Source organism: Streptomyces sp. NPDC050610 (assembly GCF_040654875.1).
GTDB lineage: Bacteria > Actinomycetota > Actinomycetes > Streptomycetales > Streptomycetaceae > Streptomyces.
The window spans coordinates 1-13,571 of record NZ_JBFAIV010000014.1 but is presented as its reverse complement, the minus strand read 5'-3'; the positions used below and the strand labels follow the sequence as shown (position 1 = coordinate 13,571).

The window sequence follows — 13,571 nt, the reverse complement described above, 5'->3', positions numbered from 1 at the left end:
CACCCACCCACAAGCCGCCCGCTCCCCCCGCGCACAATGAACCCGTGCCGCCCACTCAGAGTCACTCGCACTTCCGCCACCACCACGCCACCCCGTACGTGGACCTCACCCGCGCCCAGTGGAGCGCCCTGCGCGAGAACACCCCGCTGCCGCTCACCGCCGAGGAGGTCGAGCGGCTGCGCGGGCTCGGCGACGTCATCGACCTCGACGAGGTACGGGACGTCTATCTGCCGCTCTCCCGGCTCCTCAACCTCTACGTAGGGGCGACCAGCCAGCTGCGCGGCACCCTGAACACCTTCCTCGGCGACGCCGGCGACGGCCACGGCGCGCAGCCCGGCACCCCCTTCGTCATAGGCGTGGCGGGCAGCGTCGCGGTCGGCAAGTCCACCACCGCCCGCCTCCTGCGGGAGCTGCTGGCGCGCTGGCCCGAGCACCCCCGCGTGGAGCTGGTCACCACCGACGGCTTCCTGCTGCCCAACGCCGAACTGCACCGGCGGGGCCTGATGTCGCGGAAGGGGTTCCCGGAGTCGTACGACCGGCGCGCCCTGACCCGCTTCGTGGCGGATGTGAAGGCGGGCATGGACGAGGTGACCGCGCCGGTCTACTCACACTTGATCTACGACATCGTGCCGGGCGAGCGGCTGACCGTGCACCGCCCCGACATCCTCATCATCGAGGGCCTCAACGTGCTGCAGCCCGCGCTGCCCGGCAAGGACGGCCGCACCCGCGTCGGGCTCGCCGACTTCTTCGACTTCAGCGTGTACGTGGACGCGCGGCCCGAGGACATCGAGGAGTGGTACTACACCCGCTTCCGCAAGCTGCGGGCCACCGCCTTCCAGGACCCCTCCTCGTACTTCCGCAAGTACACCCAGGTCAGCGAGGAGGAGGCGCTCGACTACGCGCGCCGGAACTGGCGGACCATCAACAAGCCCAACCTGCTGGAGAATGTGGCCCCCACCCGGGGCCGCGCGAGTCTCGTACTGCGCAAGGGCCCGGACCACAAGGTGCGGCGGCTGTCGCTGCGCAAGCTCTGACCCCGCCCCCCACCTCTCGCCCCTCACCCCTCGCCCCCCGACCAGCCCCGGAGCCCGGCAGTGCTGCACATCAGGATGATGATTCCGGCCCACCGCACCACCGAGGTGGTGCGGCTCGTGGAGCGTACGGTCGGCACCGCGCACCTGGCCGTGCTGACCGGCGCGGCCCGCGCCCCCGAAGGCGACGTCGTACTGTGCGACGTGGCGCGGGAGGCCGCGGACGGGCTGCTCCAGGAGCTGCGCGCCATCGGCATCCCCGACTGCGGTTCGATCGCGGTCGAGGAGGTCGAGCTGACGCTGTCCCGGCAGGCGGACCGGGCCGAGCACGAGGCGCCGGGCGAGGGCGCGGACGCCGTCGTGTGGGAGCACCTGGAGGAGGCCACCCACGAGGAGTCCACCCTGTCGGTCACCTATCTGGTGTTCCTGACGGTGGCGACGATGATCGCGGCCTGCGGTGTGGTGCTCGACAACGCGATCCTGATCGTCGGCGCGATGGCGGTCGGCCCGGAGTTCGGGCCGCTGGCCGGAATCTGCACGGCGCTGGTGCAGCGGGCCCCGCGCCTCGCGTGGCGCTCGCTCATCGCGCTGGTCGTCGGCTTCGCGGCGGCGCTGCTGCTGACGACCGGTTTCAGTCTCTTCATGGACGCGGCGGGCCTGTTCCACCAGGCCCAGGTCGAGGCGGCGCGCCCGAACACCGCCTTCATCTGGCAGCCGGACCTGTTCTCGTTCGTGGTCGCGTTCCTGGCGGGGGTCGCCGGGGTGCTCTCGCTGACGTCCGCGAAGTCCGGCGCGCTGGTGGGCGTCGCGATCTCGGTGACGACCGTGCCGGCCGCCGCCAACGCCGCGGTCGCGCTCGGCTACGGCGACTTCTCCCAGATGCGGGGCTCGGTGCAGCAGCTGCTGCTGAACCTGGCGGGGATCGTCCTCGCCGGCACGCTCACGCTCCTGGCCCAGAAGTTCTTCTGGGCGAAGCAGCGCGAGCGCGCCGCGGCCTGACAGTCGCGGGGTTACCCCAGCGCCGACTTCACCACGTCCGCCAGCCGGCTGGCGACGGTCCGGGCCTGCTCGATGTCCGCGGCCTCCACCATCACCCGCACCAGCGGCTCCGTGCCGGAGGGGCGCAGCAGCACCCGGCCGGTGGCGCCCAGTTCGCGCTCCGCGTCGCCGACCGCGGCGGCCAGCTCCGGCGAGGTCGCGACCCGCGACTTGTCGACGTCGCGCACGTTGACGAGCACCTGCGGCAGCCGCTCCATGACGCCCGCGAGGTCGGTGAGCGTACGGCCGGTGGCGGACACCCGGGCGGCCAGCATCAGCCCGGTCAGCGTCCCGTCGCCGGTCGTGGCGTGGTCGAGGACGATGACGTGCCCGGACTGCTCGCCGCCCAGCGCGTAGCCGTGCCGCTTCATCTCCTCCAGCACGTACCGGTCGCCGACCGCCGTCTCCACGAGCTGGACGCCCTCGCGCTCCATGGCCAACTTGAAGCCGAGATTGGACATCACGGTGCCGACCACGGTGTTCTCGCGCAGCGTGCCCGCGTCGCGCATGGCGAGGGCGAGGACGGCGAGGATCTGGTCGCCGTCGACCTCCGCGCCCGCGCCGTCCACGGCCAGGCAGCGGTCCGCGTCGCCGTCGTGCGCCACACCCAGGTCGGCGCCGTGCTCGACGACGGCCGCGCGCAGCTTGTCGAGGTGCGTGGAGCCGCACTCGTGGTTGATGTTGAGGCCGTCGGGGTCGGTGCCGATGGTGACGACCTCGGCACCGGCCCGCGCGAACGCCTCCGGGGAGACCCGGGCGGCCGCGCCGTGCGCGCCGTCGATGACGACCTTGAGGCCGTCGAGGCGGTTGGGGAGCACGCCGATGAGGTGGGCGACGTAGTTGTCGAAGCCCTCGTCGTACGTGCGCACCCGGCCGACGCCGGCGCCGGTGGGCCGCTGCCAGGGCTCGCCGGATTCGTGCGCGTGGTACGTGCTCTCGATGCGGTCCTCCAGCTCGTCGGCGAGCTTGTGGCCGCCGCGGGCGAAGAACTTGACGCCGTTGTCGGGCATCGGGTTGTGGCTGGCGGAGAGCATCACGCCCAGGTCCGCGCCGAGCGAACCGGTCAGGTAGGCGACGGCCGGCGTCGGCAGCACGCCGACCCGCAGCACGTCCACGCCCGCGCTCGCCAGGCCCGCCACCACGGCGGCCTCCAGGAACTCCCCGGATGCTCGCGGATCACGCCCGACCACCGCCACCGGGCGATGTCCCTCGAACGTGCCCACTTCGGCGAGTACGTGCGCCGCGGCGACCGACAGGCCGAGCGCGAGCTCCGCCGTCAGATCGGCGTTGGCGACACCGCGCACACCGTCCGTACCGAAGAGTCGTCCCACTGGTGTCCTCCGAGATTGCGTGGGGGTGCGGGGGCCGACCCCCTGGGAAAAGGCGTGCTGCGCATGGCGCGCGAAAGTGTCGGGCCCGTGACCGGGGCCCGAAGACCAGGTATACGCCGCCGGCCGCCGATAGCCGAACGCCCCGGCGGCACGGAAAGTGCCGCCGGGGCGCAGGCGGGAGCAGCGTGAGCCGCGTGATTAGCGCTTGCTGTACTGCGGGGCCTTACGGGCCTTCTTCAGACCGGCCTTCTTGCGCTCGACCGCGCGGTCGTCGCGGCTCAGGAAGCCGGCCTTCTTCAGCGTGGCGCGGTTGTTGTCCACGTCCGCCTCGTTCAGCGCGCGGGCCACGCCCAGGCGCAGGGCGCCGGCCTGGCCGGAGACGCCACCACCCGAGATACGGGCGACAACGTCGTAGCGGTTGTCGAGTTCGAGCACCTTGAAGGGCTCGTTGACTTCCTGCTGGTGCACCTTGTTGGGGAAGTAGCCCTCAAGGGTGCGGCCGTTGATCTTCCACTGGCCGGTGCCCGGCACGATGCGGACGCGGGCGATGGCGTTCTTGCGACGGCCCAGGCCGGCGGCCGGCTGCGGGTCGCCGAAGCGGGACGCGAGAGACTCGCTCGTGTACTCGGTCTCCTCGGACTCGAAGGTCGCGTTGCCCTCGAAGTCCTCGGTGATCTCCTCGACGGGCGTCTCGGCGGTGGTCTCAGCCACGATTCTCCTCAGATACTTTCTGCTGGTCGGCGGTGGCCGGGACTAGCCCTGCTGAACCTGGGTGATCTCGAACGGGACCGGCTGCTGGGCCGCGTGCGGGTGCTCGGCGCCCGCGTAGACCTTCAGCTTCGACAGCATCTGACGGCCGAGGGTGTTCTTGGGGATCATGCCCTTGATGGCCTTCTCGACGGCCTTCTCGGGGTTCTTCTCCAGCAGCTCGTCGTAGCGGACGGAGCGCAGACCACCCGGGAAGCCCGAGTGCCGGTAGGCCATCTTCTGGGTCCGCTTGTTGCCGGACAGGTGCACCTTGTCGGCGTTGATGATGATGACGAAGTCACCAGTGTCAACGTGCGGCGCGTACACCGGCTTGTGCTTGCCCCTGAGGAGGGACGCGGCCTGAGTGGCCAGACGGCCCAGGACAACGTCCTGCGCGTCAATGATGTGCCACTGGCGCTGGACATCGCCGGGCTTGGGGCTGAACGTACGCACGGTCGTAGCCTTCGCTTCTTCAGTGATGGGGTCTCCCCGAGTCCGCGAGGACCGAGGGGACGGGTCCTGTACTGGACCACCCGGACGATCACGACAGCCTTGGCGGCGCTGCGGGGACGCAACCCGAGAGCAGCCGCTGGTCATCGGCCCGGTGGACCGGCGTAAGGGCCCCTCGCGTGAGAACGACCAAGCCAATACGCATAACGAAATAGCAGAATACCGGGCCGCCCCCATGCGGGTCAAAACCGCACCTCTGAACGCCCAGCACCCCACCGTACGACCCGGGGGCCGCCCAGGGCCAGAGCGGCGGGGGACCTGACGCATCGGACCTCCCGCAGAGCGTTCAGCGCTTGCGCGCGACCCTGGCCTCGTCCCAGACCGGCTCCGGGACCTCCCGCACCAGCCCGTCCGCGCCGAAGAGCAGATAACGGTCGAAGGCGCGGGCGAACCAGCGGTCGTGGGTGACCGCCAGCACCGTGCCGTCGTACGCCTCCAGCCCCTCCTGCAACGCCTCCGCGCTCTCCAGGTCCAGGTTGTCCGTCGGCTCGTCCAGCAGCAGGGCCGTGGTGCCGGACAGCTCCAGGAGCAGGATCTGGAAGCGGGCCTGCTGGCCGCCGGAGAGCCGCTCGAACCGCTGCTCGCCCTGTTTCTCCAGCTCGTAGCGGCGCAGCGCGGACATCGCCTGCCCCTTGTCCCGGGCGTGCTCGGTCCACAGGATGTCCAGCAGCGTGCGCCCCTCCAGCTCGGGGTGGGCGTGCGTCTGCGCGAAGTGCCCGGCGACGACGCGCGCGCCGAGCTTCCACTCCCCGGTGTGCGCCACCTCGTCACCGGCGAGCAGCCGCAGGAAGTGCGACTTCCCGGAGCCGTTGCTGCCGAGGACCGCGACCCGCTCCCCGTAGAAGACCTCCAGGTCGAACGGTTTCATCAGGCCGGTCAGCTCCAGCTGCCGGCAGGTCACGGCCCGTACGCCCGTACGCCCGCCCTTGAGGCGCATCGTGATGTCCTGCTCGCGCGGCGGCTCCGGCGGCGGGCCCGCCTCCTCGAACTTCCGCAGCCGGGTCTGCGCGGCGGCGTAGCGGGAGGCCAGCTCGTGGCTGATCGAGGCCGCCTGCCGCAGGCTGAGCACCAGCTTCTTGAGCTGGGCGTGCTTCTCGTCCCAGCGCCTGCGCAGCTCCTCGAAGCGCGCGAACCGCTCCTTGCGGGCGTCGTGGTACGAGTCGAAGCCGCCGCCGTGCACCCAGACGTCGCTGCCCGCCGGGCCCGGCTCGACGCTGATGATCTTCTCGGCGGAGCGGGCGAGCAGCTCGCGGTCGTGGGAGACGAAGAGCACGGTCTTCTTCGTCTCACGCAGCCGCTCCTCCAGCCACCGCTTGCCGGGCACGTCGAGGTAGTTGTCGGGCTCGTCGAGCAGCAGCACCTCGTCCGTGCCGCGCAGCAGCGACTCCAGCACGAGCCGCTTCTGCTCGCCGCCGGAGAGGGTGCGCACCTCACGCCACTGGGCCTGCTCGTAGGGGACGCCGAGGGCGGCCACGGTGCACATGTCCCAGACGGTCTCGGCCTCGTACCCGCGCGCCTCGGCCCAGTCGGCGAGCGCCTGCGCGTACGCCATCTGGGCGGCTTCGTCGTCGCTGGTCATGATCGCGTGTTCGGCGCGGTCGACGGCCTCGGCCGCCTCCCGGACGCGCGGCTGCGCGACGGAGACCAGCAGGTCGCGGACGGTCCGCTCGTCCCGTACGGAGCCGACGAACTGGGGCATCACGCCGAGCCCGCCGCTGACGGTCACGGCGCCGCCATGCGGCTGGAGCTCCCCCGCGATCAGCCGCAGCAGCGTCGTCTTGCCCGCGCCGTTGGCCCCGACCAGCGCCACCGCGGCGCCTTCGCCGACCCGGAACGAGACATCGCCGAGCAGCACCCGCCCGTCCGGAAGGTAGTACTCCAGATGTCCCGCTTCCACATGTCCCATAACCCCGAAGTCTCGCTGCTCCCCGGCGCCGCGACCAACCGCTTTTACGGGCCGGGGGGCACGGCAGGCGCGGCGTGCGCCGTCCCCGCCCGCACGGGGGCGCGGTCGGGCCGTGCTCGCTTAGGATGCGCGCCATGAGCTTTGGGCAGGGAGGGCCGTACGAGGCCCCGGGGGGATCTCAGCCACCGCAGCAGCCGGGCCGGCCGCCCGGTCAGCCGCCTTATCAGGATCAGCCGCCCTACCAGGGGCAGTCTCCGTACCCGGGGCAGCCACCCCAGCAGGGGCAGCCTTTCCAGCAGGGGCAGCCGGACCAGTCGCCGGGGCAGGGCCCGACGCCCGACTGGGCCGCGCTCGCCGACGACACCGCGACGCGCGGCCGGCGCCGCAAGTGGTTCCTGCTCGGCGGCGGCGCCCTCGCGACGGCCGCCATCGCGGCGATCGTGGCGACCGCGGTCGCCAGTTCGCACCGGGACAAGCCCGCGAACGGCCTGCCCGCCCCGCAGGACCTGCCGAGCACGTCCACCACGCCCGAGCCGACCTTCTCCGATGTCGCGCCGCCGCCCCCGCCGGACCCCCGCGACTTCATCGCCAGCGCCAAGAAGGACACCGCGCCGCTCTCCGCGGATACCCTCTTCCCCGGCAAGAAGATCGCCCGGGGCAGCAGTACGTACGCCAAGGCCGCCACCGACTCCACCACGAACTGCGCCGCCGCCACCCAGGGCGCGCTCGGGTCCGTACTCACCGGCAACGGCTGCCGCGAGGTCATCCGCGTCACCTACGTCAAGGGCGGCGTCGCGGTCACCGCCGGCGTCGCGGTCTTCGACACCAAGGCCGCGGCGGACAAGGCCAAGGAGCAGGCCAAGGGCAACATCGCCTCACTCGCGGGCGGGGACGCGCCGAAGTTCTGCCGGGGGAAGGCCTGTCGGCTGACCACCAATTCCGAGGGCCGCTACGCCTACTTCACGGTCTCCGGTTACACGAACGGCACGTCCGTGCCCGCCTCGGACACCGAGGCGCAGCAGGCGGGGCGGGATGTGGCCACGTACGTCTTCCAGCGCGTCCTCGCCCGCGGCGAGGCCCAGGCGTCGGCCGCGGCGGCCGCCGCGCGGTAGCCGCCCGGCCCGCCCGCGCCGGGGCGCCGGAAAGCGGGACTCCGGAAAACCGGACCGCAGGAGGCAGAGCACCGGAACGCGCCCCGCTCAGCTGTCCTGCGAGTCCCCGGCCTCCCCCGCGTCGCCGTGCTCGACGTCCCCGCTGCTGGGGGCCGTGGCGTGCCCCTTCTCCGCCTTCTGCACCTTCTCGACCTGCGCCTTCAACAGGTCCTGCGGCATCTCGACGCGCTGCGGGTCGGTCAGGCTCGTCACGAAGAACATCGACAGGGTGGAGCCCGTGCGCACCACGGCGACCAGGCTCGGCGCCTTCTCGGAGGTGTTCACCAGCCGGTACGCGGCGGACTCGTCGCCCAGTTTCGGGGACGCGAGCTGCTGCACGGCGCTGAACTTCTGTTCCTCGCCCTCACCCGTCTTCATCCCGAAGCCGCTCCCGCAGCTCTCCGCGGCCTTGCGGAGGTCCGCCAGCGTGTCCTTCGCGCCGCCGCCCTTGTACGCGGCCACCCGGACCATGCCCTGGAGGCCCTCGTAGTCCTTGCCGTCCCCGGTGCGGGCGAAGGTGTTGACCACCGACCGGACCGGCTTCGGTTTCGGGGCGGAGCCCAGCAGCGCCGCCACCGGCTGGCACTCGGACCGGTCCGCCTTGGCGCTGCCCGCGCCGGCGGCGCTCTTGGCCGAGGCCCGCTCGATCTGGTAGCCGTTCACTTCTTTCGCCCCGAGGGACGCCTGGGCCAGGCGCTTCGCGCTCATCGGCTTGGGTTCGTCCCCGCCGGAGCTTCCGCTGCATCCGGCCGCCATCAGCGCGGCCGCGGCGGAAGCCGCCGCGACGGCCATCGGCCTGTATGCCTTCAACGCCATTGCCCCCTCGTCATCCGGTACGCGGACATCCTGTCGCGAACCCCCTGGGAAAGGGAACGGCAAAAGGGAACGGACCTTCGGTTTTTCCCCTCTACCTTCTAACGGTCGCGCTCCCATCGCTATCACAGGGCGGTGAAGGCCCGTCCGCACGGGTTGCCGCGGCCCGCCGCTTCCGATATAAGGGCAATTCCCACCACTTCCCACAACTCCGCTTGACAAGTCCTTTACTCATACATCTAGAGTTCGGTCACTCGAAGGAGCGAGCGCCCCACCGCACGCCGCCACGAGCGGTTGTTCCGTTTCCGGTCAGGGAGGGGCCCGCGCGCCGTCCATCGGGCGGCCCGCGTCCGTACGCCATGAAGATCGCTTTCCTCATCCACAACGCCTACGGCATCGGCGGCACGATCCGAGCCACCTTCAACCTGGCGAGCGCACTGGTCGCCCGCCACGAGGTCGAGGTCGTCTCGGTCTACCGCGGCGTGGACACCCCCCACCTGCCCGTCAGCCCCAAGGTCCGCATCACCCCGCTGATCGACCTCCGCAAGGACGCGCCGGGCTGCGACGCCGACGACGAGCTCCAGCACCAGCCCAGCTCCCGGCTGCCCGACCCCGAGGGATCGCTGCGGGTCTTCACCCGCCTCGCCGACCTGCGCGTCGCGCAGTACCTCGCGGCCACCGACGCCGACGTCGTGATCGCCACCCGCCCCGGCCTGCTGGTCTACCTCGCCGAGGCCGACGCCGACCGCCCGTTCCTGCGCATCGGCCAGGAGCACATGACGTACTCCTCGCACGTCCCGGCCGTCCGCGCCGCCCACGACGCGGTCATCCCCAAGATGCACGCCTTCCTGACCGTCACCGAGCAGGACGCCGCGACCCACCGCGAGCACCTGCCGGAGTCGACGCTGGACGGGACCGTCCTGCGCTGCCTGCCGAACGTCGTGCCCGCGCCGAAGACCGAGCCCTCCGACGGCGACTCCAAGGTGATCGTCGCGGCCGGCCGGCTCGACGAGGGAAAACGCTTCGACCTGCTCGTACGGGCCTTCTCCCAGCTCGCCGACGAATACCCCGACTGGTCCCTGCGCATCTACGGCCGCGGCCCCGACCGGGCCCGGCTGCGCGCCCTCGTCGACGAGCTCGGCCTCAGCGACCGGGCGTTCCTGATGGGCCCCCGCTCCCCCATCGAGACGGAGTGGGCGAAGGCCGCCATCGCCGTCTCGTCCTCCGACGCCGAATCCTTCGGGCTGACCATCGTCGAGGCCATGCACTGCGGCGTCCCGGTGATCTCCACCGACTGCCCGATCGGCCCCCGGGAGATCATCGAGGACGGGGCCGACGGCATCCTCATCCCGGTCGGCGACGTGGCCGCCCTCGTCGCCGCCGTCCGCAAGCTCATCGACGCCCCGACGCTGCGCCGCACGCTGGGCGCCGCCGCCCGCACCTCCGTCCAGCGGTACGCGCCGCAGCACATCGCCGTACGGTTCGAGGAGCTGGTGCGGGAGCTGCGCCCCGAACTGGTCCCCGAACCGCCCGCGCCGCCCGCCCCCGCGGCCTCCGCGCTGCCGCACCTGGGCCTGCGCCGCGCCGCCGCCCGGCTCGTACGGCCGCTGCGCCGCAAGCCCGAACCGGCCGCCCAGGCCGCCGAGGCCGCGAGCGCGGCGCCCAAGGCTCCGCTCAAGCCGCTGCGCCCCAAGGCGTCCACCCGCGTGACCCCCGACGGCGGACTGGCCGTACGCGTCCCGCGCGGCGGTGCGACCGGCGAGCGCCTCGCCCTCGTCGGGCGGCTGCGCGGCACCGACGGCAAGGCCGAGGGCGAGCGGGTGAGCGTGCCGCTGGTCGCGCCCGCGTCCGGGAAGGGCCCGCTGACCGCGACGCTCGACCGGGCCACGACGCGGCTCGCCGAGGGCCGCTGGGACTTCCACGTGGAGCGGGCCGACGACGGCAAGCGCGCCCGGGTCGCCGCCGCCCTCGTCGAGCAGGCGCGCCTGCTCACCCTGCCCCTCGTCACCGACGCGCACGGCGCGGCCACCGCCTGGGTGCCCTACACCACCGCGGCCGGCTCGCTGACCCTGCGCACCTGGCGCCGCCCGCACCACGCCGAGCTGGACCGCATCGCCGCCGGCCCGGACTCCGTCACCCTCACCGGCACCCTGCACGGCCGCACCGGGCCGCTGCCCGCCGACGGCACGGCGGCGCTCGTCGCCCTCTCCCCGGAGGACGACGCGTACGACGTCGCCGTGGCCGTCACCGTTCTGGATGAACGGCGCTTCGAGTGCACGCTCCCCTACGAGCGGCTCCTCACCCGGCGCGGCACCTCGCACGACACCTGGGAACTGCGGCTGCGGCTGCCCGGCGCCGGGTCGGCCGCCACCCTGCGGCTCGCGCTCGGCCGGCTCGCGGGCGACAACGTGGACCGCAAGCGGACCGACGTCTCCCCTGCCCGTGAGCTGCGGCACCCGCTGCGCGGCACGGTCGCCGTGAAACCGGTCTTCGACCCCGCGAACGACCTCACCATCGACGTCAAAGACGTGACCCTCGCCACATATTGAGCCGTACATGCAACCGAATTCCCCATGAACAGTCTTTTACCCTGGGGATCGGAATACGCGGAACCGCATCGCTCCGGTCATCATGGGACGATACGGATATCCAGCCCAGGGGGAGGGAAAGCGCTCGCGAAGACACCGCGCCGCGCATCCACCGCTATGAAGATCTCTTTCCTCATCCAGAACGCCTACGGCATCGGCGGCACCATCCGCTCGACGTTCAACGTCGCCGCGGCCCTGGCGGCCCGCCATGACGTGGAGATCGTCTCCGTCTACCGCACCCAGGCCGCGCCCCGGCTGCCCCTGCACCCCAAGGTCCGCCTGGTCTCCCTGCTGGACAAGCGCCCCGACGTGGCCGGCAACATCGCCGAGGACCCGCTGCTGGAGCAGCCCACCGCGCTGATCCCGCCGGTCGAGGCGAACGGCGCCCAGTTCAACGCGCTGACCGACCGCACCCTCGCCGACCACCTGGCCCGCACCGACGCCGACGTCGTGGTCGCCACCCGCCCCGGCCTCGTCATCTACCTCGCCGAGTACGGCCAGAGCCGCTACCTGCGCATCGGCCAGGAACACCGGATCTACGGCACCCACGAGGCCAACATCCGCGCCGCCCAGGACGCCGCCATCCCCCGCCTGGACGCGCACACCACCGTCTCCGAGGCGGACGCCGCGACCCACCGCGCGGAGTTCCCCGGCGTCAAGACCAAGCTCATCGCGCTCCCCAACGGGGTGCCCGCCTCCGACATCGAGCCCTCCGACGGCAGCGCCAAGCTCGTCGTCGCCGCGGGCCGGCTGATCCCGGTGAAGCAGTACCACGTCCTGGTCGACGCCTGGGCCAAGGTCGCCGCCCAGCGCCCCGACTGGAAGCTGCGCATCTACGGCCGCGGCCCCGAGCACGCCGCCCTGCGCACCCGGATCGACCAGCTCGGCATGAACGAGCACATCGTCCTCATGGGCGCCCAGTCCCCCATCGAGACCGAATGGGCCAAGGGCTCCATCGCCGCCGTCACCTCACGCGAAGAGTCCTTCGGCATGACCATCGTCGAGGCCATGCACTGCGGCGTCCCGGTCGTCGCCACCGACTGCCCGCACGGGCCGGGCGAGATCATCGACGACGGCAAGGACGGCCTCCTGGTCCCCGTCGGCGACCCCGAGGCCATCGCCAAGGGCCTCCTCAAGCTGATCGAGGACGACGACCTGCGGCACTCCATGAGCCGCGCCGCCCGCGTCGCCGCCGAGCGGTACGCGCCGGAGCACATCGCCGCCCGCTACGAACGGCTGATAGAGGAGCTGCGCGGCGGCGAGGGGCAGCCCGAGCCCGCCCCGGTCCCGCTCTCCCTCATGCTGCGCCGCACCGCCGGCAAGCTCGTACGCCCCTTCCGCCGCAGCGCCACGAGCAACGCGGCGCCCGTGAAGAGCGCGATCAAGGAAATAGTCCGCAAGCCGCTCCGGCCCACCGCGTCCACCCGCGTCGACGCCGACGGCAACATCGTCGTCCTCGTCGCCCGCAAGGGCCTCACCGGCGAGGACCTCAAGCTCACGCTCACTCGCCGCGGCGAGGACGACAAGGTCACCCTCCCGCTCACCGCCCCGGCCGACGTCGGCGCCCCGTACACCGCCGTCCTCACCCCCCACGAGCTGTCCCTGGCCGAGGGCCGCTGGGACCTGCACGTCGTACGGGCCGACGACAACGCCCGGCGCCGCGTAGCCTCCCAGTACGCCGAGGGCCGCGGCCTGCTGGGCAAGGAACCCCACCCCGGCAAGCCGTTCACCTGGGCCATCCCCTACCCGACGGTCGACGGCAACCTCTCCCTGCGCGCCTGGCGGCGCACCGCCCACGCCGAGGTCCGCACCCTGCGCACCGAGCCCGCCGCGTTCACCGTCGAGGGCACCCTGCACGGCACCGCCTTCGCCCCCGACAGCAAGCCGCACGTGACCGCCGCCCCCCGCGGCGAGAGCGCGGCCCAGCCCTTCACCGCCGAGGTCACGGTCGCCGACGAGACCCGCTTCTCCTTCACCGTCCCGTACGAACAGGTCCACAAGGCCCGCGCCGGCGCCACAGACGAAAGCCCTGTCTGGGACCTGTCCCTACGCCTCGCCCCGGGCGCCCCGCTGATCCGCATCGGCCGCATCATCGGCGACATCGTCGACCGCAACAAGACCGACATCTACCCGACCACGGCGGGCGTCCGCCCGTACATCACGATGGCGAGCAACCTGGCGGTCAACGCCCCCGCACCCGCCAAGAAGTGACGATCCTCCAAGAGGATTAAGCGCCCCCACAGACCCAGGCTCCATCACCCACAGCCAAAAGATGACGAGCCGCCCAAGTCCATCAGCCCGTACGAACCGGGGCCGGCCCGCCGACGCGCCCCCACCGGAGCGGCCGCGGCCGAGTACGAGCGGGAGGCGGCGGGCTCGCAGGGGCGGGGGTCCGGGACGCTGCCGTGTATTTGTGGGCCGGAGTTCCGGGTTCCTTCAGGATTCAGGGCGAGCGG

The 13,571-nt window shown here is 72.2% G+C and carries 10 protein-coding genes; 5 read left to right on the top strand and 5 right to left on the bottom strand.

From position 1 onward, the window contains the following. Positions 1 to 44: 44 nt before the first annotated feature. Both coaA and AB0I22_RS18680 read left to right on the top strand, forming a co-directional pair. On the top strand, positions 45 to 1,034 hold the full coding sequence (coaA, locus tag AB0I22_RS18685) for a type I pantothenate kinase (protein ID WP_363131894.1): 990 nt from the start codon (positions 45 to 47) through the stop codon (positions 1,032 to 1,034). A 60-nt stretch (positions 1,035 to 1,094) separates the two neighbouring features. Continuing rightward, positions 1,095 to 2,030, top strand: coding sequence for a DUF389 domain-containing protein (locus AB0I22_RS18680; RefSeq protein ID WP_363131893.1), 936 nt, complete (start codon positions 1,095 to 1,097; stop codon positions 2,028 to 2,030). Between the two features lie 11 nt (positions 2,031 to 2,041). On the opposite strand, the gene glmM is transcribed toward AB0I22_RS18680, so the two are convergent. The 4 genes from glmM to AB0I22_RS18660 form a co-directional block, all read right to left on the bottom strand. Then, positions 2,042 to 3,400: a phosphoglucosamine mutase gene (glmM, locus tag AB0I22_RS18675; RefSeq protein ID WP_363131892.1), complete on the bottom strand. Its 1,359-nt coding sequence runs from the start codon at positions 3,398 to 3,400 to the stop codon at positions 2,042 to 2,044. A 198-nt stretch (positions 3,401 to 3,598) separates the two neighbouring features. Continuing rightward, on the bottom strand, positions 3,599 to 4,111 hold the full coding sequence (gene rpsI / locus AB0I22_RS18670; protein WP_363131891.1) for a 30S ribosomal protein S9: 513 nt from the start codon (positions 4,109 to 4,111) through the stop codon (positions 3,599 to 3,601). A 42-nt stretch (positions 4,112 to 4,153) separates the two neighbouring features. After that, entirely contained in the window at positions 4,154 to 4,600 is a 447-nt protein-coding gene (gene rplM / locus AB0I22_RS18665) for a 50S ribosomal protein L13 (protein WP_363131890.1), read from the bottom strand. A gap of 343 nt (positions 4,601 to 4,943) precedes the next feature. Then, the gene (locus AB0I22_RS18660; protein ID WP_363131889.1) at positions 4,944 to 6,563 is read right to left on the bottom strand and encodes an ATP-binding cassette domain-containing protein; all 1,620 of its coding nucleotides are present in this window, start codon (positions 6,561 to 6,563) and stop codon (positions 4,944 to 4,946) included. 134 nt (positions 6,564 to 6,697) lie between these two features. Between AB0I22_RS18660 and AB0I22_RS18655 the strand changes: the two genes are divergently transcribed. After that, complete coding sequence (locus AB0I22_RS18655) at positions 6,698 to 7,675, top strand: hypothetical protein (RefSeq protein ID WP_363131888.1); 978 nt, start codon at positions 6,698 to 6,700, stop codon at positions 7,673 to 7,675. An 87-nt stretch (positions 7,676 to 7,762) separates the two neighbouring features. Here the strand turns inward: AB0I22_RS18655 and AB0I22_RS18650 are convergent, their stop codons facing one another. Next, positions 7,763 to 8,530: a hypothetical protein gene (locus AB0I22_RS18650; protein WP_363131887.1), complete on the bottom strand. Its 768-nt coding sequence runs from the start codon at positions 8,528 to 8,530 to the stop codon at positions 7,763 to 7,765. Between the two features lie 356 nt (positions 8,531 to 8,886). On the opposite strand from AB0I22_RS18650, the gene AB0I22_RS18645 reads away from it, so the two are divergent. Continuing rightward, the gene (locus AB0I22_RS18645; RefSeq protein WP_363131886.1) at positions 8,887 to 11,076 is read left to right on the top strand and encodes a glycosyltransferase family 4 protein; all 2,190 of its coding nucleotides are present in this window, start codon (positions 8,887 to 8,889) and stop codon (positions 11,074 to 11,076) included. Between the two features lie 156 nt (positions 11,077 to 11,232). Continuing rightward, on the top strand, positions 11,233 to 13,326 hold the full coding sequence (locus tag AB0I22_RS18640; RefSeq protein ID WP_363131885.1) for a glycosyltransferase: 2,094 nt from the start codon (positions 11,233 to 11,235) through the stop codon (positions 13,324 to 13,326). Positions 13,327 to 13,571: the final 245 nt, after the last annotated feature.